We start from the raw sequence: 20357 nt of genomic DNA on the forward strand, positions 1-20357 counted from the left end.
TAACCAATCGTAAACAGGACGCGGACACTACGCCTCGAATGCAAGCTTCTGTCCTCAGCACATCCCAACGAATGTCCGCTACTCCTAGGGCTGCGGGATGGGCCGTGATCTAACAAGTGAACAATCAAAATGCTTGCAAATCGCCGGAGAAGCGAACGTCGGGTGTGCAGCCGGCTCGCCAAGATTCACTTTGGCGCGGGCTCGCTGCCGCGAGATTGCACGATCACCGATATCTCGGACGGGGGCGTGAAAGTCGTGGCGGAATTCCTGGAAGTGCCGCCGCAATTCACCATCATCTTCGCGCCGGACTATTCCCGCCAATGCCGCCTGCGCTGGCGCATCGGGTGCGAGTTCGGCGCCGAGTTCACCGATTAGACTGCGGGGCTCACGTCCTTAACGGGAATTTAGCGTTAATCGGTAAGCATCCCTGATCAGTCGCCGAGTGATCAGAGTATGTCCAAGCGTTTGTCCCTTGCCTCTCGCCCGGCGAGATATCTGCTGTCCGCGCTTGTGCTCCTTGCCCTCGGCGGCTGTCAGACCACTGGCATCGAGGACATCACCGGCGCGCTCGGCGGCAAGTCGGAAGCCGCGAGCAAGGCAGACGGCAAGCCGGACATGGACGCACTGCGCGAGCGTTATCGCGCCAAGCCCAGCGATCCCAACGTCGCGCTCGACTACGGCAAGGCGCTGCGCGAGAGCGGGCAGAGCGCCCAGGCGGTCGCGGTGCTCGAGCAGGCCGTGCTCGGCCATCCCCGCAACAAGGCGCTGCTCGCCGGCTACGGCCGCGCGCTCGCCGACAACGGCAATTTCCAGCAGGCTTTCGACGTTCTGAGCCGCGCGCATACGCCGGAGGATCCGGACTGGCGCATCCTGTCGGCGCAGGGCGCGGCGCTCGACCAGCTCGGTCGCAACGAAGAGGCGCAGCAATATTACGCGACCGCGCTGAAGATCGTGCCGGACGAGCCGCAGGTTCTGTCCAATCTCGGCCTGTCCTATGTGCTGCAAAACAATCTGCCCAAGGCCGAACAGGTGCTCGGCCGCGCCCATCAGCGCAATCAGAACGATGCGCGGATCCGTGCCAATCTCGCGCTCGTGCTGGGATTGCAGGGCCGCGAGGCCGAGGCTGAAATCCTCGTGAAGGCAGATTTGCCGCCGGACCAGGCGGCGGCGAAGATCACGGCGTTGCGGCAGCTGCTGGCGAAGAAGCAGCAGCAGCGGGCCGAGAAGTAGTCCGCCAACTCGTTGGTTTCTGTTTGACGTGTTGTCTCGACGCTGGCGCCTACGACGCCTTGCGATGCGGCGCGGATGCGCGGCCCGAGCGGCCCTTCAGCTTCTTCAACAGCGGTCCGAGCAGCGAGCGCTTCGGCTTCTTCACCTCGCCGCGCCCGACAAGGCGGTTCGCCATGTTCTGGAACAGCGCGGTGGTGCGGTGGCTCTTGGAGACCTCCGCGATCATCTGGCCGTTGTTGGCGGCGGTCGAGAACAGCTTCGAATCGAACGGGATCACCGCGATCGGCTGGCTCTCCATGGTCTTGGCGAAGGACTTGACGTCGATCTCCGCGCGCTTGTGCATGCCGACCTGGTTGATGCAGTACAGCGGCGGCCGGTCGTTCGGCCGCGCCGTCTTCAGTACGGTCAGCATGTTCTTGGTGTTGCGCAAATTCGCGAGATCGGGCTCGGCCACGATCACGATGTCGTCGGCGTTGATCAGCGCGCGCCGCGTCCAGCCCGACCATTGATGGGGAACGTCGAGCACGATGCAGGGCGTGGTCATGCGCAGCGTGTCGAACACCGCGTCGAAGGCTTCCGCGCCGAAATCGTAAACCCGGTCAAGGGTGGCGGGCGCGGCCAAAAGGCTGAGGCGCTCGGTGCATTTGGCGAGCAGGCGCTCCATCAGCGCCGTGTCGGGCCGGTCCTGCGACAGCACTGCGTTGGCGATGCCCTGCACCGGGTCCTGGTTGTAGTCGAGGCTCGCGGTGCCGAAGGCGAGGTCGAGGTCGATCACGACGGAATCGAGCGCGAGGTCGCGGGCGATTGTCCAGGCCACATTGTGCGCGACGGTGGACGCGCCGACGCCGCCCTTGGCGCCGACCACCGCGATGACGCGGCCGGTGATGATGGCTTCGGACGCCGAGAACAGGCTGCAGATCGAACGGACCACGTCGATCGTTTCGACCGGTCCCACCACATAGTCGTTGACGCCGCGGCGCACCAGCTCGCGATAGGGCGCGGTGTCGTTGGGATTGCCGATCACGACCACGCGGGTCCCGGGATCGCAGACGCCGGCGAGATCGTCCAGGCCCTCGAGGATGTCGCGCGTGCCGTCGGATTCGATCACGATCACGTTCGGCGTCGGCATCGTCTCATAGACTTCGATCGCCGCGGCGAGGCCGCCTTCCTTGGCGGTCAGGTGCGCCTTGGCCAGCCGGCGATCCTCTCCCGCCGCGGTTACCGCGGCGAGCGTCTGGTCGGTCTCGCAAAAGGCCTGCACCGAGATGCGAGGAACCGGCGCAATGTGCTCCTCGGGGTGCCGCGGATGGTCCGTTTCTTCGTCGTTGACGCTCGTCATTTGCCTGTGTCGCTGAGCTTGGCCTTGTCGGCCTCGGGGCTGGGAGTCGCGATCGCCGCGCCCTTGCGATAGCGATCGAAGGCGATGTCGCGACGTGCGGTATAGACCGGCGTTTCGGCACGCGGCTGCTCGAGGTCGGCGGGGTTGTCGATCATCGCCGCGAGGTTGCGCTGGCTGGCGCAGCCCAGATTGAAGTACGGCTGGTTCTCGTTGTAGCCGGGGTCGAGGATGGACGGACCGACGTCTTCGGGCCACAGCCCGCAGGGGCCGGCGACCGCGGCGATGCGCGAATAGCTCAGGCGGATGGTCGGCAGCAGTCCGGGATCCTCGGGCCGATAGGGATGCTGGACGATGGCGCGCGACGGCACGCCGCCGGATGCGAGCACGGAACGGATCTCATGATAGGTCGTCGCGGCGGCACGCGAATTCGCGCTGCCGATCGGCACGTCGACGACGACGGACCCGGTGCCTTCGCGCACCCAGTCCCGGGCGGTGCCCGCGACGTCGGACTGCTGTGCGGCCGAGAGGCCGCCTCTCGCCTTGCCGACGAAAATCACGATCGACTTCTTGGCTTCCTGCACCGCGATCGGATGGCGCTGGCGATAATCGGTCGGCACCGTCTGGGTGACGATCTCGCCCGTGGTGTTGCACGCACCCAGCATGACGGAGAGTCCCGTCAGCACCAGCGCGACGCTTAAGCCGCGACGTCGATCGGCCATGGTCTTCGTCATCGCTTGATCCCCTCTTGCCCCGATCCTTGCCCCGTTCCCCAAGCCGTCCGCCGGTCTCAGTCGATGATGAAGCCGAAATCGCCGCGGGCGCCGTCGATCGGATCGACGCGGCGCGCGATGCCATAGAGCCGGTTCATGCGGCCGAGCAGCGCCGTCTGTGCATCCGAGGCCGGCGCGAAGCCGTCGTCGGGCCGCGACAATTCCTTCTGGGCGACCGCGCGCACCACATAGGGGGTCACGATCACCATCAGCTCGGTCTCGTTGTTGACGAAGTCCTGGCTGCGGAACAGCGCGCCGATGATCGGCACCTGGTCGACGCCGGGCAGGCCGTTGATCGCCTGCTTGGTCTGCTGCTGGATCAGGCCGGCCATCGCCATCGAGCCGCCCGAGGGAATCTCGAGCGTGGTCTCGGCGCGGCGGGTCTGGATCGACGGGATGGTGACCGAGCTGGTCTGGCTCGCGGACACCGCCTGTGTCACGGAGATGGCGTTCTGGTTCGACAGCTCCGAGACCTCGGTCATCACGCGCAGGCTGATACGTCCTTCGCTGAGCACGACCGGCGTGAAGTTCAGGGAGATGCCGAACTTCTTGTAGGTGATCTGGGTGGTACAGACGTGGGTGACCGGATCGCAGGCATATCCTCCCGGGATCGGGAATTCGCCGCCCGCGATGAAGGTCGCGGATTCGCCCGAGATCGCCGTCAGGCTCGGCTCGGCCAGCGTCCGCATCACGCCGGCGGTTTCCATCGCCCGCATCGTGGCGTTGACGGTGGCCACGCCTTTTGCGAGTCCGGTAACACCGAGCCCGTTGCTGCTGACGAGCGGGCCGCCGGAGACCGAGAACGGGTTGGAATTGTTGAAGTTCACGACCGCGGTGCCGGCGTTCAGGCTGGCGCTGAGATCGACGCCCAATTGCTTGACGATGTCGCGGCGCACTTCGCCGACGACGACCTTGAGCATCACCTGGTCGCGGCCGCGCACCACGATGTTGTTGACCACCTTCTCGGAGCCGCCGACCAGCTTTGCGGCGACTTCACCGGCCTGCTGCGCCTCGACCGGGCTCGACACCGAGCCGGTCAGCATCACGCTGTCGCCGATGCCTTCAATTTGCACGCCCGGCAACGACTGGCGCAGCGCGGCACGCATGCCGTTGAGGTCGCGCTTCACCGCGATGTCGTAGGCGGCGACCTGCTGGCCGTCGGCGGTGAAGAACACGACGTTGGTCTGACCGACCTGGCCGCCGATGATATAGGCGCGCTGGGCCGAGCGGATCACCGCGTTGGCGATCTTGGGATCAGCCACCAGCACATCCTTGACCTCGCGGGGCAGGTCGATGACGACCGACTTGCCGACGCCGAGCGACAGGAAGCGCGTCTTCGCCGGCGCGATCGTCCCGACCGATGCCACGCCAAGATCCGGCGCCTGCAGCGGCGCCTGGTCGCCGACCGGCGCTTCGGCGGCGCTGACGAGGCCAGGCGCTGCGAGCAGCCCCAGCGTCAACATCGCCCCCGCCCAGAACGTGCGTGCGCGATTCCCCCGAATGCGCAAGCCCGCCCGATCATCCCCGTAGTTCATGCTATCCCCATCACTTCTGTGACGTCAGTTGTCGCACCTGGACGCCGTAGCGGATCACGTTGACTCCGCCGGAACGCTTGATCGCCAGGTCCTCGGCCGTGAGTTCGGTTGCGTTGGCATCGACGATGCTCCGCAGCGCAAGCTGGAGCGTGCCGCCCTGGCGCGCCGCGGTGAGCGTTGCGACCTGGTCCGGCTTGAGCTCGAGCGTGACGGTCTTGCCGACCACGGCGTTCTGGCCGTCCTTTTCCTTCGGTGCCTGGTCGATCGCGAGCACGCGGATGTTGGTCAGGATGACCTCGGACAGGATGAGGTCGTTGCCGGCGGTCGGGCCGTTGACGTCGGGATTCTTCAGGCGGCGGGTCAGGACGATGTCGACGCGGTCGTTCGGCAGGATGAAGCCGCCGGCGCTGGTCTCGGCTGTAACGTCGGTGGAAACGGCGCGCATGCCCGACGGCAGAATCGCGGCCATGAAGCCGGAGCCCTCGGCCCGCACCAGCTTCTGCTCGCGGATCGGCTCGCCCTGCATCAACGGCACGCGCGCGATCGAGCCGGCGATCTGGGTCTGCGCCTCGGGCCTGCTGTCGCGGCGGATGAAGGCGCCGCTGGCGGTTGCCGCCGGCCAGGACTGCCATTGCAGGTCCTCTGGCTTCACGGCCTGGCCAAGCTGGATATCGTTTTTCGCGACGAGAACCTCAACCGTCGGCAGCTTCTCGGCGACGGGAAGCGCGGGCGCGGGCTTGTTGTCGTAGCCGCTCGCCAGATACGCAGCGACGCCGCCGGCGCCCAGTGCGATGACGAGAACGACAATGCGTGCGGTATTCATACGCCTCTACTCTTACGCGGGGCACTCGAACCGCACGTGGCGGGTTCCCCGTGTCGATGAGTAGGGAGTAAAAGTATAAGGGGTGTTGCGGTTACGAATGCGACGGCCGGCTACGGCCCGAGTTCTGGGCAGATGGTGAACGTGGCGTTATTCGGTCGGCCAGCGGCCTCCGTAGATTCACGCAGGGCGGACGTTCGTTCGAACGATGCGCGCGGCGCCATGGTGAATGGGTGGTTAGTGACGTGGGAGCTGGCGTCGCGCCGTCATGCCAACAAGACGGAAGCAATGCGCCACATCATCGGTGTCGTCCTGGCGAACGCCAGGACGACGTTGGGGGAGACAGCGTGCGAGCCCTACTTCGCCCGCTTCTGCTCGATCGTGTCCCAGACCTTCGCCGCCACGTCCGGGCCGCCGAGCCGCGCGATGGCGCGGATGCCCGTTGGCGATGTCACGTTGATCTCGGTGAGGTTGCCGTTGATGACGTCGATGCCGACGAACAGCAGGCCGCGTTCGCGCAGCGCCGGGCCGACGGTGGCGCAGATCTCGCGCTCGCGCGGGGTGAGCTCGGTCTCCTGCGCCGCGCCGCCGCGCACCATGTTGGAGCGGAGGTCGTCGGCAGCGGGCACGCGGTTCACCGCGCCGGCGAACTCGCCGTTGACCAGGATGATGCGCTTGTCGCCGTGCTTCACCTCGGGGATGAACTGCTGGATCACCCAGGGCTCCTTGAACGTGACCGTGAACATGTCGAACAGCGAGCCGAAATTCATGTCCTGCGGCATCACGCGGAACACCGCCGCGCCGCCATGGCCGTGCAGCGGCTTCATCACGACGGCGCCGTGCTTGTCTCGGAACGCGTTGATCTCGTCGAGGTCGCGCGAGATCAGGGTCGGCGGCATCAGCTGCGGAAAGTTCATCACGAACAGCTTTTCCGGCGCGTTGCGCACCGAGGCCGGATCGTTGACGACCAGCGTCTTCGGATGAATCCGCTCCAGGAAATGCGTCGAGGTGATGTAGGCGAGGTCGAACGGCGGGTCCTGGCGCAGCAGCACCACGTCGAAGCCGTTGAGTGCCTCGCGCTTGGGCTCCCCGAGGGTGAAATGGTCGCCGGGCTCGTCGCGCACGGTCAGCAGCTGCACCGGCGCGACCAGCTCTTCGCCGATCATCGAGAGCTTGTCGGGCGTGTAATAGGACAGGCCGTGGCCGCGCTTCTGCGCCTCCAGAAGCAGCGCGAAGGTGGAATCGCCCTTGATATTGATGCGGGCGATGGGGTCCATCTGGACGGCGACGTTCAGTTTCATGGTCTGCCTTTCAGGTCGAGGCGTCGAATGCTGCCAACACATGGCGTGGAAGTGATCGCGGCGCAATCAGCATGGCGTCGAATCGCAATTCGAATTCGGCATGCTCGGGATGCGCTGCGAGCCAGCCTTGCGCGGCATCGATGATGCGCTGCTGCTGGCGCGGCGTCACCGCATAGGCCGCATCATCGAGGCTGGCGCGTGCCTTGACCTCGACGAAGGCGATCAAATTGCGCCGGCGCGCCACGATGTCGATTTCGCCATGCGGGGTGCGATAGCGCTTGGCGAGAATGCGATAGCCTTTGGCCATGAGATAGGCGGCGGCGCGGCTCTCCGCAGAGATGCCGGTGCGGAACGCGGCGACGCGCTCGGGCGAGGCGACTTTCGGTTCCGCTCCGCCCTCAGGCTTCGCCATCGCCGCCCCGCAAATCTTTTGCGAGCTCGAGTGCGCGGGCATAGACCTCGCGCCGCGGCCGGCCGGACAGCTCGACGGCATGGGCCACGGCGTCCTTGACGCTGTGCGTCGCCAGCTGCGCGCGCAGCAGGTCGTCGAGCGCATGCGATGTCAGCATCTCGGCGTCCGCCGCAGGCGGTGCGATCACCAGCACGAACTCGCCGCGCGTCTCCAGCGCATCTGCCTCGCGTGCCAGCTCGGTCAACGTCGCGCGCGAAATCTCCTCGTGCAGCTTCGTCAGCTCGCGGCAGATCGCGGCCTCGCGCGTCCCCATGATCTCGGCGAGATCGGCGAGCGTGTCCTGCACGCGGTTGCCGGACTCGAACATCACCAGCGTCGCATCGATGCGGGCAAGCTCGGCAAGGCGCGAGCGGCGCGCGGCGGATTTTGCCGGCAGAAAGCCCTCGAAGAAGAAGCGGTCGGTCGGCAGCGCGGCGACCGACAGCGCCGCCAGCACCGAGGAGGGGCCGGGCAGCGCGTAGACGGCATGGCCGGCGGCGCACACCTCGCGCACCAGCTTGAAGCCGGGATCGGAGATCAGCGGCGTGCCGGCGTCCGACACCAGCGCGATCGAGCCGCCCTGCGAAAGCCGCTCCAGGATCTTCGGGCGCGCCGCCTCGGCATTGTGCTCGTGATAGGGCTTGAGCTGCGCCGAAATGTCGTAGCGCTCGGTCAGGCGCCGCGTGATGCGGGTGTCCTCGCAGGCGATGACGTCGACCCCCGCGAGCGTCTGAAGCGCGCGCAGCGTGATGTCGCCGAGATTGCCGATCGGGGTCGCGACCAGGTAAAGGCCGGCGGCCGCTTTCGGCGCCGCAAGACGATGGGCGTCGATGGAGAAGCCGCGCGGGGCGGCGTCTGGGCCTTCAGGCGTATTTATCGGGGCCGGCTTTGCGCGCATAATGAAACGAACTTAGGCATGATCCCCGGGGCTGGGAACCGGTCCTCCGAAAAAGATCGCGGCTAGGCTAAGGGGCGGGGCAAGGACTGAAGAGGAGTGGAATGTGATCCATCCGGCATCACATTCCAGAGGGAATGCAGCGTCAGCGCCATATTCGCGGCGGAAACGCCGCCTTGATGCTGGGTGACCGACGGCGGACAGCTGGCCGGGACTTGAGGGACGGTCGCGTTAAGCGGTCATTATCCTTTTGTTTTGGTTAACTATTTGCCGACAATATGCCTGAATCCGCGGCTTCTGTCGCGACAAGTTTGTTGTGACCGGCCGGCGACGGCAGGTCAGAAGAGAAGCCACCATGCTGGGCCCGCGTCATCCAAAATCTCCCGATCCGGGGCCCCAATCGTCGGGTGCGACCCGGCGGAGCGCGCTCGGCCTGTTGCTCGGTGCGCCCTTGCTGTCGGCCTGCGCCGGCGTGCAGCAGAGCCTGAGCCAGTTCTCTAATCCCTTCAGCAGCTCCTCTACGCCCCCGGCTCAGCCGGCCGGGCCGCCGCAACAGGCCACCACCGCCGGCACCGGCGGGGTGAAGGTTGCCGTGATCCTGCCGCTCTCGGCCGCCGGCAACGCCGGCCTCGCCGCGCAATCCATGCGCAACGCCGCCGAGATGGCGCTGGCCGAATTCCAGAATCCGAACATCCAGCTCCTGATCAAGGACGACAACGGCAGCCCGCAAGGCGCGCAGGCCGGTGCGCAGCAGGCGATCGACGAAGGCGCCGAGATCATTTTGGGACCGCTGTTCGCGCAGTCGGTGCCGGCGGTGGCGCAGGTCGCGCGCACGCGCGGCATTTCCGTGATCGCGTTCTCGACCGATTCCAGCATCGCCGGCCGCGGCGTCTATCTGCTCTCATTCCTGCCGGAGTCCGACGTCAATCGCATCGTCGAATATTCCGCCAGCATGGGAAAACGCTCCGTCGCCGTGCTCGTGCCCGACAATGCCTATGGCAATGTGGTCGAGGCCGCGGTGAAGGCGGCGGTGCCGCGGCGCGGCGGCCGCATCGTCGCGTTCGAGAAATACGGCGCCGACCGCGCCACGCCGGCGCGCGCCGTGGCGCAGCAGCTCGGCAGCGCGGATGCGCTGTTCATCGCCGATGACGGCGATGCGGTGGTGACGGTCGCCGATGCGATGACGGCCGCCGGCGCGAACTTGCGCAACATCCAGCTGCTCGGCACCGGCCTGTGGGACAATCCGCGCGTCTACGCGAATGCGAGCCTGCAAGGCGGCCTCTACGCGGCGCCCGATCCCGCCGGCTTCCGCGCCTTCTCCGGCCGCTACCGCACCAAATACGGCGCCGAGCCGATTCGCACCGCAACGCTCGCCTATGACGCGGTCGCCCTCGTCGCCGCGCTCGCGCGCACGCAGGGCACCACCCGTTTCTCGTCCGACGTGCTCACCAACCCCTCGGGCTTTGCCGGCATCGACGGCCTATTCCGCTTCCGCGCCGACGGCACCAACGAACGCGGCCTTGCGGTGATGAAGGTGACGACCGGCGGCGGCGTCGCGGTCGCGGGTTCGCCGAAGAGTTTTGGGGCTTAGCTGTTCTTTCGCCGTCGTCCTAGCGAAAGCCAGGACCCATACCGCGTGATCTATCGAGTGACTACAGTGCGAGAATAATTGGGACTCTTCGCCAAACTCCTCCCTGGGGTAATGGGTCCTGGCTTTCGCCAGGACGACGATGGGGAGAGAGCTCAGGCCGCCAGATCCGCGACCACCGCATCCAGCACCGGGAATCCGCTGCTGGTCACGCGCAGCCGTCCCGTCGCATCGACCGTGATCGCGCCTTCCTCACGCAGCAGCGCGATGCGCTTGGGGTCGAGCGCGCGGCCGGAGAGGGCGGTGTAGCGTTCGGGATCGATGCCTTCGGCGAGACGGAGTCCCATCAGCAAAAATTCATCGGCGCGCTCCTCGCTGTTGAGGAGATCGTCGGTGACGACGCCGTGGCCGTTGGTCTCGACCCGCAACAGCCAGGCTTCGGGACGCTTCTCGGTGGCGGTGGCGTGCCTGATCCCGTCGATGTCGAGCCGGCCGTGCGCGCCGGGGCCGATGCCGGCATATTCGTCGCCGCGCCAGTAGACCAGATTGTGCCGGCATTCGGCGCCGCGCCGCGCGTGATTGGAGATCTCGTAAGCGGGCAGGCCGAGCTTGTCGCAGGTTTCCTGCGTGACGTCGTAGAGCGCGCGCGCGACCGCCTCGTCCGGCGTCTTCAATTTGCCGGCCTGGTGCAGGCCGAAGAACGGCGTGCCCTCCTCGATCGTCAATTGATAGAGCGACAGATGCTCGGCCGCCTCCGCGATCGCAAGGCGCAGTTCATCGGCCCACATCGCCGGCGTCTGGTCGGGGCGGGCGTAGATCAGGTCGAACGAATAACGCTCGAACGAGCGGCGCGCGATGGCGACCGCGTCCAGCGCTTCGCGCGCGCTGTGCATGCGGCCTAGCGCCTTCAGCGAAGCATCGTCGAGCGCCTGCACGCCGAGCGAGACGCGGTTGACGCCGGCAGCGCGATAGCCGGCGAAGCGCGTGGCCTCGACGCTGGTCGGGTTCGCTTCCAGCGTGACTTCGACATCACGAGCGACCTGCCAGTGCTTGCCGATCGAATCGAGCACGGCGCCGACGGTCGCGGGCTGCATCAGCGACGGCGTGCCGCCGCCGAGGAAGATCGAGGTGACCTCGCGGCCGGGCGCGCGCTGCGCGGTCGTTTCGATCTCGCGCGCGAAGGCGGAGGCGAAGCGCGCTTCGTCGATCGCGGCATGGCGGACATGGCTGTTGAAGTCGCAATAGGGGCACTTCGACAGGCAGAACGGCCAGTGCACGTAGACGCCGAAGGCTTCGTTAGCGCGGCTCAAGGCAGATCTCCGCCAGTTTCACGAAGGCGCGGGCACGGTGCGACAGGGCAAGGCCGAGCGGCGGCAGGCCGTGCTTCTCGATGCTGGTCATCTCGCCGAAGGTGCGCGTGTGACCGTCGGGCCGAAACATCGGATCATAGCCGAAGCCGGCGGTGCCGCGCGGCGGCCAGACCAGCGTGCCGTCGACGCGCGCCTCGACCTCTTCGAGATGATCGTCGGGCCAGGCGACGCAGAGCGCGGAGACGAAGTGCGCCTTGCGCTTGTCGGGCGCGGTCGCGCCGCGCTCCTGCAACAGGCGCTCGATCCGCGTCATCGCCGCGGTGAAATCCTTGGTCGGTCCGGCCCAGCGCGCACTGTAGATGCCGGGCGCGCCGTCGAGCGCGTCGACCACGATGCCGGAATCATCGGCGAAGGACGGAAGCTTGGACGCGTGCGCGGCCGCGATAGCCTTGATCGCGGCGTTGCTGCGGAAATCGTTGCCGGTCTCGTCCGGCTCGGAAAGGCCGAGCTCGCCGGCCGACACCGCCTCGATGCCGTAAGGCGCCAAAAGCTCCTTCATCTCGGCGAGCTTGCCGGGATTGTGGGTGGCGATGACGAGCTTTCCGGTGATTCGGCGGTGCATGGGCCTATTGACTACGCGACGGCCAGTTTCTGCAAGTCCACGAGGCGCGCGATACCCTTCTGGGCCAGCGCCATCAGCGCCAGGAGCTCGTCTTGTGTGAACGGTTCGCGTTCCGCGGTGCCCTGCACCTCGATGATGCGGCCATCGCCGGTCATGACGAAATTGGCGTCGGTCTGGGCTTCCGAATCCTCGGCATAGTCGAGGTCGAGCACGGGCGTGCCATTGTAGATGCCGCAGGAGATCGCGGCGACGTTGTCGCGCAGCACGTTGGCCTTGACCATGTTGCGCGCCTTCATCCAGTTGACGCAATCGGCGAGCGCGACCCAGGCGCCGGTGATCGAGGCCGTGCGCGTGCCGCCGTCGGCCTGGAGCACGTCGCAATCGACCGTGATCTGGCGCTCGCCGAGCGCTTCGAGATTGATGATGGTGCGAAGCGAGCGGCCGATCAGGCGCTGGATCTCGACGGTGCGGCCGCTCTGCTTGCCGGCGGAGGCCTCGCGGCGGGTGCGTTCCGAGGTCGCGCGCGGCAGCATGCCGTATTCCGCGGTGACCCAGCCGCGGCCCTGGCCCTTCAGCCACGGCGGCAGGCGGTCCTCCAGCGTGGCGGTGACCAGCACATGGGTGTCGCCGAATTTCACCAGGCAGGAGCCTTCCGCATATTTGACCACGCCGCGCTCCAGCGTCACGGGGCGCAATTCGTCGGGCGCACGGCGGCTTGGCCGCATGGGAAATCCTCCAAAACTCACGGGAATAGGCTGTTCGCGGTGCTTGTAGGTGGGGTGAGGGTGAGCGGCAAGGCCTTTTCGGTCCCCAAGCAACTGTCGAGCAAGTGCAAAACCACGCTTGTCAGGGACCTCCCGGATGGCCAAATTATAAGCATCTGAGAGGAGTTGCTGTCTGTGGCCCATCACGATCCGATCCATCTGATCGCGCCGCGCGCAGGGCTCGCCCAGCTGAATGAGCGGTCCCGCGACATCTTTCGTCAAATTGTCGAAAGCTATCTCGCGACCGGCGAGCCGGTGGGCTCACGCAATATTTCCCGGCTGATCGCGATGCCGCTGTCGCCGGCCTCGGTTCGCAACGTCATGGCCGATCTGGAACAACTCGGCCTGATCTATGCCCCGCATACGTCCGCCGGCCGGCTGCCGACGGAACTCGGCCTGCGCTTCTTCGTCGACGCCTTGATGCAGGTGGGCGACCTCAATGACGCCGAGCGGCAGTCGATCCAGAGCCAGCTCACCTCCGTCGGTCAGGCGCAGTCGGTCGAGGCGGCGCTGGACCAGGCGCTGACGCGGCTGTCGGGCCTGACCCGCGCCGCCGCCGTGGTGCTGACGCCGAAATCCAACGCGCGGCTGAAACACATCGAATTCGTCCGGCTGGAACCGGAAAAAGCGCTGGTGATCCTGGTCGGCGAGGACGGCCAGGTCGAAAACCGCGTGCTGACGCTGCCACCCGGAGTTCCCTCCTCGGCGATCACCGAGGCCGGCAATTTCCTCAATTCGCGGATTCGCGGCCGGACCCTGGCCGAAGCGCGGCTCGAGCTCGAGACCGCGCTCGGGGAGGCCCGTGCCGAGCTCGATCAGCTGACGCAGAAGGTGATTTCGGCCGGGATCGCCAGCTGGTCCGGCGGCGAGAACGAGGACCGCCAGCTCATCGTCCGCGGCCACGCCAATCTGCTGGAAGATTTGCACGCGCTGGAGGATCTGGAGCGGGTCCGCCTCTTGTTCGACGACCTCGAGACCAAGCGCGGCGTCATCGACCTGCTCGGCCGGGCCGAGACCGCGGAAGGCGTGCGGATTTTCATCGGTTCGGAGAACAAGCTGTTTTCCTTGTCGGGCTCCTCGACCATCATCTCGCCCTATCGGGATGCCGCTGGCCACATCGTCGGCGTTTTGGGCGTGATCGGGCCGACACGGCTGAATTATGCCCGTGTGATCCCGACCGTGGACTACGCCGCCCGGATCGTCAGCCGCCTTCTGGGGGGCTGACCGGCGGCTGAGGCGATCACGGGCGCTTGATTTTCGGCGTCCGAAGCACGATATCCGGGCCAGAAAAATCCCTGAGACAAATTCGAAAAGAGAGCCGATGACCGATCGAGACCGGCAACCCGAAGACACGACCGCGCCGACCGGCGAGCCCGTGGTGTCGAAGCCCTACATCATGCCCGACGATCCCGAGCCGGGCTCGGTCGAGCTGTTGCAGAAGGAAGCCGCCGAGGCGCGCGACCGTATGCTGCGGACGCTGGCGGAGATGGAAAATCTGCGCAAGCGCACCACCAAGGAGGTCGCCGACGCCCGTCTCTACGGCATCACCGGCTTTGCCCGCGACGTGCTCGACATCGCCGACAATCTCCAGCGCGCGCTCGACGCGGTTCCCGCCGAGGCTCGCGCCGCGGCCGATCCCGGCCTGACCTCGCTGATCGAGGGCGTCGAGCTCACCGAGCGCTCGCTGCTCAACGCGCTGGAAAAGCACGGCGTGAAGAAGTTCGATCCGCAGGGTCAGAAGTTCGACCCGAACTTCCAGCAGGCGATGTTCGAAGTGCCTGATGCGTCGGTGCCCGCCGGTACGGTCGTGCAGGTCATGCAGGCCGGCTACACCATCGGCGAGCGCGTGCTGCGTCCGGCTCTCGTTGGCGTCGCCAAGGGCGGCGCGAAGGCTGCGTCCGCGGCGAACAGCAATGAAGTGAACTGAGCGGCGAACTGAGTTCTGACGTCATTCCGGGGCGATGCGAAGCATCGAACTATGGTGCGCAGCTGCGCACCTGAGAATCTCGAGATTCCGGGTTCGGCTCTTCGAGCCGCCCCGGAACGACTGATGGCTGGTCTTACGCGCTCGCCGCGATATCCGCCGACTGAATCCGCTTCACGCCGGCCTTGGCCATGTCGGCCCAGGCTTTTGCCAGCGAGCCCTGCGTGTCGATGCCGCGGCAGGCGTCTTCCACGACATAGACTTCGAAGCCCGCCTTGCGCGCGTCGAGCGCGGTCCAGGCGACGCAGAAATCTGTCGCGAGGCCAGCGACAAAGACGCGCTTGATCTTGCGGCCCTTCAAATAGCCGGCGAGGCCGGTCGAAGTCTTGCCGTCGGCTTCGAGGAAGGCCGAATAGCTGTCGACGTCCTTGTGAAAACCCTTGCGGATGATGAGCTCGGCGTGCGGGATTGCGAGGTCCTTCGACAGCGAAGCGCCGTCAGTGCCCTGCACGCAATGGTCGGGCCACAGCACCTGCTTGCCGTACGGCAGGTCGATGGTCTCGAACGGCTTCTTGCCGGAGTGGACCGACGCAAACGAAACGTGACCGGGCGTGTGCCAGTCCTGCGTCATCACCACATTCGAAAACGCTTTCGAGATCTTGTTGATGACGGGCACCACCTGCTCGCCTTCCTTCACCGCGAGGCTGCCGCCCGGCAGGAAGCAGTTCTGCACGTCGATCACGAGCAGCGCGGACGCATCGTCCGGCTTGATCGATGCGGCCGCAAGAAGTGCGGTTGGCGCGAGGGCTACGAGGGCGCTCGTCCCAAGCGCCGCCAAGACTTGCCGCCGATCTAGCATCGTTCGCCTCCCTCCAGGATGAACTCGATTGGGCAGGAGCCTAGTTCCGCTTGTGCACGAACAGAAGCCCGAAAATGCAGCCGGTTTTGGTGAGAGGGTGGGCTCAGCCGCGTACTCGGTGCACCTCTCCCGCTTGCGGGAGAGGTCGGCGCGTATCGCCGGGTGAGGGTTCTCTCCTCTGGGGGAGTCTTCGTTGTTGAGACACCCTCTCCCCAACCCTCCCCCGCACGCGGGGGAGGGAGCGCATCTCGCTTGCGGATGCAGCTACCCCTTCGGCTGGATGCCGTCGCGCACGGCGCGGAAGCGGGTGAAGGCGGCTTGCCACTGGTCGCGCGGGGCGCTGGCGATGATGCGCAGCGAGGCGCCGCCGCTCGAGAAGCGGATCCACTGCACCACGGTCACCGGGGTCTTGTCCTTGCCGCTGACGCCGTCGATCCGGGTCTCGAAGCCCTGCTGGCCGTTGATGCGGATCGGCTCGGACATGGTGACGCGCGATTCGCGCACGCCGGGAATCTGGAGCGCCGCCTCCTGGGCGAAGCGGGCGCGGTCGTCGGCGGCTTGCGGGGTGGCGCCGATCAGGCCGAGGATCATGAACGGCTTCGACTCGTAGCCCGTGCTCTCGTTGCCGTCGGCCAGGATGATGCTGGAGCCCGGCGCCAGCGTGCGGATGTCCTTGAAGTCGGCGAGATCGGTGATCTTGAACGGCATCAGCGCGATCTGCTCTTCGGCCGAGACCTGCTTGCGGGTCACGGTGCTCGCAAACATCTGCCGCACCGCCTCGTCGGTGTAGATCTTGGTCGCGTTCTCCGGGATCTGCACCGCGACATAGCCGGAGAAGCCGGCGCCCGGCACGATCATCGAATAGCGTTTCACCGCCGTCTCGCCGGCCTTGCCGCTCTCGGTGGTGAAATAGGCAAGGCCCGCGGGGGTCTCGATCTTGTCCTGCTTGACGCCGCCCGTGCCGGCCGGATTGGAATTGAAGGCGCTCACGACCTCGCCATAGGCCGCCGGCGGCAGCTCGGTGATCAGCACCTTGACGGTGCCGTCCTCGCTCTCGAAGCCCGGAAAGGTCTTGGCCGTGCTGAGGCCGACCAGCGGCACCATGCCGAGGCGCAGTCCGGGCGGGAAAACGGCGTCGGCAGCAAAGGCCGGAAGCGCGGAGACGGCGAGGAGGGCGAGCGCGGCGAGGGGACGGATCAGCTTCATGGGCACTCTGATTGGTTCACATTGAGGCCGTTCGATGGTCGGCCACCGGGCCGCTTTGTCGCGCGAAGCAGCCTGGGTGCGGCGCTCCGGCCGGTCCGCCTTTTAGCCGGTTTGGCCCTGCCGCAACAGGGCAGGCCGGATCGCGGTAACGGGGGCTTGCCGAAGCCCGGACCTGTTAATAACTCCTCACCCGCAAGGGCGGCTGGGCCCGGATATGATCTTCCAAAACCCAATGTTTTCACGGCCGAAACTTGCGTTCGGTCCTTGCGGGCCCCTCCCCCCCTCCTATATGAGCCTCAACCATCGCAATATCGCGAATGTTTGATCTTAGGGGGTTTCGGTTCGGGTGCCTTCTGGGCCCAACCAACCTGCCGCAAAAAGAAGGATATCAGGACCATGGGAAAGGTCATTGGGATCGACCTCGGCACCACGAACTCGTGCGTCGCCGTGATGGATGGCAAGAACGCCAAAGTCATCGAGAATTCCGAGGGCATGCGCACGACGCCTTCGATCGTCGCCGTCACCGACGACGGTGAGCGCCTCGTCGGCCAGCCGGCCAAGCGCCAGGCCGTCACCAATCCCGAGCGCACCTTCTTCGCAGTGAAGCGCCTCATCGGCCGCCGCTACGACGACCCGATGGTCGAGAAGGACAAGAAGCTCGTTCCGTACAAGATCGTGAAGGCTTCCAACGGCGACGCCTGGGTCGAGGCCGACGGCCAGACCTACTCGCCCTCGCAGGTCTCGGCGTTCATCCTGCAGAAGATGAAGGAGACCGCGGAGGCCCATCTCGGCCAGAAGGTCGACCAGGCCGTCATCACCGTTCCCGCCTACTTCAACGACGCCCAGCGCCAGGCGACCAAGGACGCCGGCAAGATCGCGGGCCTTGAAGTGCTGCGCATCATCAACGAGCCGACCGCGGCCGCGCTCGCCTATGGTCTGGACAAGACCAAGACCGGCACGATCGCCGTGTACGATCTCGGCGGCGGCACGTTCGATATCTCCATTCTCGAAATCGGCGACGGCGTGTTCGAGGTGAAGTCGACCAACGGCGACACCTTCCTCGGCGGCGAAGACTTCGACATGCGCCTGGTCGGTTATCTCGCCGACGAGTTCCAGAAGGAGCAGGGCATCAACCTGCGCAACGACAAGCTCGCGTTGCAGCGCCTGAAGGAAGCCGCTGAAAAGGCCAAGATCGAGCTGTCGTCGACGACGCAGACCGAGATCAACCTGCCCTTCATCACCGCGGACCAGACCGGCCCGAAGCATCTGACGATGAAGCTCACCCGCGCCAAGTTCGAGGCGCTGGTCGACGACCTCATCCAGAAGACCGTCGAGCCCTGCCGCAAGGCGCTGAAGGACGCCGGCGTCACCGCCGGTGAGATCGGCGAAGTGGTTCTGGTCGGCGGCATGTCGCGCATGCCGAAGGTCCAGGAAGTCGTGAAGCAGCTGTTCGGCAAGGAGCCGCACAAGGGCGTCAACCCGGACGAAGTCGTGGCGATCGGTGCCGCGATCCAGGCCGGCGTGCTCCAGGGCGACGTCAAGGACGTGCTGCTGCTCGACGTGACCCCGCTGTCGCTGGGCATCGAGACGCTGGGCGGCGTGTTCACCCGCATCATCGACCGCAACACCACGATCCCGACCAAGAAGAGCCAGGTGTTCTCGACCGCCGAGGACAACCAGAACGCGGTCACCATCCGCGTCTTCCAGGGCGAGCGTGAAATGGCGGCCGACAACAAGATGCTCGGCCAGTTCGACCTGATGGGCATTCCGCCGGCCCCGCGCGGCATGCCGCAGATCGAGGTGACCTTCGACATCGACGCCAACGGCATCGTCAACGTCTCGGCGAAGGACAAGGCCACCGGCAAGGAGCAGCAGATCCGCATCCAGGCCTCCGGCGGTCTGTCGGAAGCCGACATCGAGAAGATGGTCAAGGACGCCGAGGCCAATGCCGAAGCGGACAAGAAGCGCCGCGAGGCGGTGACCGCCAAGAACGAGGCGGACGGTCTGGTGCATTCGACCGAGAAGGCGCTCGCCGAGCACGGTTCGAAGGTCGCCGAGACCGAGCGCCGCGCCATCGAGGATGCCGTCAGCGACCTCAAGGAAGCGCTGAAGGGCGACGATGCCGAGGCGATCAAGGCCAAGACCCAGACGCTGGCCCAGGCTTCGATGAAGCTCGGCGAGGCCATGTACAAGCAGCAGGCCGAGGCCGACGCCAAGAAGGACGCGGCCAAGGACGACGTCGTCGACGCGGAGTTCACCGAAGTCGACGACGACAAGAACAACAAGAAGTCCGCCTGAACCCCAAGAGGGTGATGATGCGGACGGCTTGGACCCCACACACTCCTTCGGCCTCCCCCTTCGCGGGGGAGGCTCCCGTGTCGAGGTCGGCGGGCTACGCTCCCGTTACGATCGATCAATTTCCAGCCGTTATTCTCAACGCTGCCATGCTGCCCTCTGCCGCGAGGCGGAGGGACGCCTATATCGTCGCGTGGCAGCATTGTTTTGCCCCGACTTGAATCGCGATTGGATAGACCGAGTTCAACATGTCCACGTCCACCAAGCGCTGCTACTACGAGACCCTCGAAGTCGAACGTGACGCCGACGAATCCAAGTTGAAGTCGTCGTTCCGCAAGCTGGCGATGAAGTTCCATCCCGACCGCAATCCGGGGGACGACACCAGCGAGGTCAAGTTCAAGGAAATCAACGAGGCCTACGAGGTCCTGAAGGACAAGGACAAGCGCGCGGCCTATGACCGTTTCGGCCATGCGGCCTTCGAGCAGGGCGGTCCTGGCGGCGGCGCCGGTTTCGGCGCGGGCTTCGCCTCCTCCTTCTCCGATATTTTCGAGGACCTGTTCGGCATGGCCGGACAGCGCGGCCGCGGCGGCCGCGAGCGCGGCGCCGACCTGCGCTACAACATGGAAATCACGCTCGAGGAAGCCTTTGGCGGCAAGACCGCGCAGATCGAGATCCCGGTCTCGGTCACCTGCGAGGCCTGCTCGGGCATCGGCGCCAAGGCCGGCACCAAGCCGAAGACCTGCTCGACCTGCGGCGGCGCCGGCCGCGTGCGGCAGTCGCAGGGCTTCTTCACCCTGGAGCGGACCTGTCCGGGTTGCCAGGGCCGCGGCCAGATGATCGAGGACGCCTGCCCGTCCTGCTCGGGTCAGGGCCGTGTGACCCGCGAGCGGACGCTGTCGGTCAACATTCCCCAGGGCGTCGAGGACGGTACGCGGATCAGGCTCGCCGGCGAAGGCGAGGCCGGTGTCCGCGGCGGCCCGCCCGGCGACCTCTACATCTTCCTGTCGCTGGCCCAGCACCAGTTCTTCCAGCGCGACGGCGCCGATCTGCATTGCCGGGTGCCGATCTCGATGGTGACGGCCGCCCTTGGCGGCGAATTCGAGGTGCCGACCATCGAGAAGGGCAAGGCCAAGGTGAAGGTGCCGGCCGGGACCCAGTCCAACCGTCGATTCCGCATTGCATCAAAAGGCATGCCGGTGCTGCGCTCGCGCCAGACCGGCGACATGTACGTTCAGGTCGTGGTCGAGACCCCGCAGAATCTCACCAAGAAGCAGCAGGAATTGCTGGCCGAGTTCGAAAAGCTCTCTTCCGGCAACACCCAGCCGGAATCCGAGGGTTTCTTCACCAAGGTCAAGGATTTCTTCGGCAGTCGGGCGAATTGACTCGTCTTGACCGTATCGCCTTCGGCCTATACGTCTTTATGACCATTTTCTGACACGCCGCGTCCT

At 66.0% G+C, this 20357-nt stretch carries 19 protein-coding genes; 7 read left to right on the forward strand and 12 right to left on the reverse strand.

Annotated features, from left to right (window positions below; genetic code table 11):
* Nucleotides 1–129 precede the first annotated feature (129 nt).
* Together BJA_RS03345 and BJA_RS03350 are read left to right on the forward strand one after the other, a co-directional pair.
* A complete protein-coding gene (locus BJA_RS03345) occupies nucleotides 130–375 on the forward strand; it encodes a PilZ domain-containing protein (RefSeq protein WP_011083489.1) in 246 nt (81 codons plus the stop codon).
* Between the two features lie 78 nt (nucleotides 376–453).
* Complete coding sequence (locus BJA_RS03350) at nucleotides 454–1230, forward strand: tetratricopeptide repeat protein (protein ID WP_011083490.1); 777 nt, start codon at nucleotides 454–456, stop codon at nucleotides 1228–1230.
* A 49-nt stretch (nucleotides 1231–1279) separates the two neighbouring features.
* On the opposite strand, the gene BJA_RS03355 is transcribed toward BJA_RS03350, so the two are convergent.
* The 7 genes from BJA_RS03355 to rsmI form a co-directional block, all read right to left on the reverse strand.
* Nucleotides 1280–2569, reverse strand: coding sequence for an AAA family ATPase (locus BJA_RS03355; RefSeq protein ID WP_011083491.1), 1290 nt, complete (start codon nucleotides 2567–2569; stop codon nucleotides 1280–1282).
* A complete protein-coding gene (locus BJA_RS03360; RefSeq protein WP_011083492.1) occupies nucleotides 2566–3300 on the reverse strand; it encodes a CpaD family pilus assembly protein in 735 nt (244 codons plus the stop codon). The genes BJA_RS03355 and BJA_RS03360 overlap by 4 nt, the downstream gene beginning before the upstream one ends.
* Before the next feature lie 56 nt (nucleotides 3301–3356).
* Nucleotides 3357–4874 (reverse strand): type II and III secretion system protein family protein, encoded by a 1518-nt coding sequence (locus tag BJA_RS03365; RefSeq protein ID WP_011083493.1) that lies wholly within the window; start codon nucleotides 4872–4874, stop codon nucleotides 3357–3359.
* A gap of 10 nt (nucleotides 4875–4884) precedes the next feature.
* Nucleotides 4885–5697, reverse strand: coding sequence for a Flp pilus assembly protein CpaB (gene cpaB / locus BJA_RS03370; protein ID WP_011083494.1), 813 nt, complete (start codon nucleotides 5695–5697; stop codon nucleotides 4885–4887).
* Nucleotides 5698–6050: 353 nt separating this feature from the next.
* Nucleotides 6051–6995 carry a glutathione synthase gene (gene gshB, locus BJA_RS03375; RefSeq protein ID WP_011083495.1) on the reverse strand — a complete coding sequence of 315 codons (945 nt, stop codon included), beginning with the start codon at nucleotides 6993–6995 and terminating at the stop codon, nucleotides 6051–6053.
* Between the two features lie 10 nt (nucleotides 6996–7005).
* Nucleotides 7006–7407 carry a YraN family protein gene (locus BJA_RS03380; RefSeq protein WP_011083496.1) on the reverse strand — a complete coding sequence of 134 codons (402 nt, stop codon included), beginning with the start codon at nucleotides 7405–7407 and terminating at the stop codon, nucleotides 7006–7008.
* Nucleotides 7394–8344: a 16S rRNA (cytidine(1402)-2'-O)-methyltransferase gene (gene rsmI / locus BJA_RS03385; RefSeq protein ID WP_011083497.1), complete on the reverse strand. Its 951-nt coding sequence runs from the start codon at nucleotides 8342–8344 to the stop codon at nucleotides 7394–7396. The genes BJA_RS03380 and rsmI overlap by 14 nt, the downstream gene beginning before the upstream one ends.
* Before the next feature lie 352 nt (nucleotides 8345–8696).
* Between rsmI and BJA_RS03390 the strand changes: the two genes are divergently transcribed.
* Complete coding sequence (locus BJA_RS03390) at nucleotides 8697–9932, forward strand: penicillin-binding protein activator (RefSeq protein WP_051000235.1); 1236 nt, start codon at nucleotides 8697–8699, stop codon at nucleotides 9930–9932.
* A gap of 152 nt (nucleotides 9933–10084) precedes the next feature.
* On the opposite strand, the gene hemW is transcribed toward BJA_RS03390, so the two are convergent.
* The 3 genes from hemW to rph are packed head-to-tail and all read right to left on the reverse strand — an operon-like array spanning nucleotide 10085 to nucleotide 12586.
* The gene (gene hemW, locus BJA_RS03395) at nucleotides 10085–11239 is read right to left on the reverse strand and encodes a radical SAM family heme chaperone HemW (RefSeq protein WP_028172453.1); all 1155 of its coding nucleotides are present in this window, start codon (nucleotides 11237–11239) and stop codon (nucleotides 10085–10087) included.
* Nucleotides 11226–11861 carry an RdgB/HAM1 family non-canonical purine NTP pyrophosphatase gene (rdgB, locus tag BJA_RS03400; protein ID WP_011083500.1) on the reverse strand — a complete coding sequence of 212 codons (636 nt, stop codon included), beginning with the start codon at nucleotides 11859–11861 and terminating at the stop codon, nucleotides 11226–11228. The genes hemW and rdgB overlap by 14 nt, the downstream gene beginning before the upstream one ends.
* An 11-nt stretch (nucleotides 11862–11872) precedes the next feature.
* Complete coding sequence (gene rph / locus BJA_RS03405) at nucleotides 11873–12586, reverse strand: ribonuclease PH (protein ID WP_011083501.1); 714 nt, start codon at nucleotides 12584–12586, stop codon at nucleotides 11873–11875.
* 174 nt (nucleotides 12587–12760) lie between these two features.
* Between rph and hrcA the strand changes: the two genes are divergently transcribed.
* Entirely contained in the window at nucleotides 12761–13849 is a 1089-nt protein-coding gene (hrcA, locus tag BJA_RS03410) for a heat-inducible transcriptional repressor HrcA (RefSeq protein WP_011083502.1), read from the forward strand.
* A 97-nt stretch (nucleotides 13850–13946) separates the two neighbouring features.
* Nucleotides 13947–14552 carry a nucleotide exchange factor GrpE gene (gene grpE / locus BJA_RS03415; RefSeq protein WP_011083503.1) on the forward strand — a complete coding sequence of 202 codons (606 nt, stop codon included), beginning with the start codon at nucleotides 13947–13949 and terminating at the stop codon, nucleotides 14550–14552.
* 133 nt (nucleotides 14553–14685) lie between these two features.
* Here grpE and pncA read toward each other — a convergent pair whose 3' ends face one another.
* Together pncA and BJA_RS03425 are read right to left on the reverse strand one after the other, a co-directional pair.
* A complete protein-coding gene (gene pncA, locus BJA_RS03420; protein WP_011083504.1) occupies nucleotides 14686–15408 on the reverse strand; it encodes a bifunctional nicotinamidase/pyrazinamidase in 723 nt (240 codons plus the stop codon).
* 264 nt (nucleotides 15409–15672) lie between these two features.
* Nucleotides 15673–16614 (reverse strand): hypothetical protein, encoded by a 942-nt coding sequence (locus BJA_RS03425; RefSeq protein ID WP_038965133.1) that lies wholly within the window; start codon nucleotides 16612–16614, stop codon nucleotides 15673–15675.
* A 396-nt stretch (nucleotides 16615–17010) separates the two neighbouring features.
* On the opposite strand from BJA_RS03425, the gene dnaK reads away from it, so the two are divergent.
* Both dnaK and dnaJ read left to right on the forward strand, forming a co-directional pair.
* Nucleotides 17011–18912: a molecular chaperone DnaK gene (dnaK, locus tag BJA_RS03430; RefSeq protein ID WP_011083506.1), complete on the forward strand. Its 1902-nt coding sequence runs from the start codon at nucleotides 17011–17013 to the stop codon at nucleotides 18910–18912.
* A gap of 245 nt (nucleotides 18913–19157) precedes the next feature.
* Entirely contained in the window at nucleotides 19158–20291 is a 1134-nt protein-coding gene (gene dnaJ, locus BJA_RS03435; protein ID WP_011083507.1) for a molecular chaperone DnaJ, read from the forward strand.
* Nucleotides 20292–20357 lie beyond the last annotated feature (66 nt).

The sequence above is a fragment of the Bradyrhizobium diazoefficiens USDA 110 genome (assembly GCF_000011365.1).
GTDB lineage: Bacteria > Pseudomonadota > Alphaproteobacteria > Rhizobiales > Xanthobacteraceae > Bradyrhizobium > Bradyrhizobium diazoefficiens.

Bases quoted from the DNA above. Each gene is read 5' to 3' on its own strand.
- grpE (WP_011083503.1), top strand. From the start codon at position 13,947: ATGACCGATCGAGACCGGCAACCCGAAGACACGACCGCGCCGACCGGC.
- rph (WP_011083501.1), bottom strand. From the start codon at position 12,586: ATGCGGCCAAGCCGCCGTGCGCCCGACGAATTGCGCCCCGTGACGCTG.
- BJA_RS03355 (WP_011083491.1), bottom strand. From the start codon at position 2,569: ATGACGAGCGTCAACGACGAAGAAACGGACCATCCGCGGCACCCCGAG.
- BJA_RS03365 (WP_011083493.1), bottom strand. From the start codon at position 4,874: ATGAACTACGGGGATGATCGGGCGGGCTTGCGCATTCGGGGGAATCGC.
- BJA_RS03345 (WP_011083489.1), top strand. From the start codon at position 130: ATGCTTGCAAATCGCCGGAGAAGCGAACGTCGGGTGTGCAGCCGGCTC.
- dnaJ (WP_011083507.1), top strand. From the start codon at position 19,158: ATGTCCACGTCCACCAAGCGCTGCTACTACGAGACCCTCGAAGTCGAA.
- BJA_RS03390 (WP_051000235.1), top strand. From the start codon at position 8,697: ATGCTGGGCCCGCGTCATCCAAAATCTCCCGATCCGGGGCCCCAATCG.
- BJA_RS03350 (WP_011083490.1), top strand. From the start codon at position 454: ATGTCCAAGCGTTTGTCCCTTGCCTCTCGCCCGGCGAGATATCTGCTG.
- BJA_RS03380 (WP_011083496.1), bottom strand. From the start codon at position 7,407: ATGGCGAAGCCTGAGGGCGGAGCGGAACCGAAAGTCGCCTCGCCCGAG.
- rsmI (WP_011083497.1), bottom strand. From the start codon at position 8,344: ATGCGCGCAAAGCCGGCCCCGATAAATACGCCTGAAGGCCCAGACGCC.
- cpaB (WP_011083494.1), bottom strand. From the start codon at position 5,697: ATGAATACCGCACGCATTGTCGTTCTCGTCATCGCACTGGGCGCCGGC.
- BJA_RS03360 (WP_011083492.1), bottom strand. From the start codon at position 3,300: ATGACGAAGACCATGGCCGATCGACGTCGCGGCTTAAGCGTCGCGCTG.
- pncA (WP_011083504.1), bottom strand. From the start codon at position 15,408: ATGCTAGATCGGCGGCAAGTCTTGGCGGCGCTTGGGACGAGCGCCCTC.
- gshB (WP_011083495.1), bottom strand. From the start codon at position 6,995: ATGAAACTGAACGTCGCCGTCCAGATGGACCCCATCGCCCGCATCAAT.
- dnaK (WP_011083506.1), top strand. From the start codon at position 17,011: ATGGGAAAGGTCATTGGGATCGACCTCGGCACCACGAACTCGTGCGTC.
- BJA_RS03425 (WP_038965133.1), bottom strand. From the start codon at position 16,614: ATGAAGCTGATCCGTCCCCTCGCCGCGCTCGCCCTCCTCGCCGTCTCC.
- rdgB (WP_011083500.1), bottom strand. From the start codon at position 11,861: ATGCACCGCCGAATCACCGGAAAGCTCGTCATCGCCACCCACAATCCC.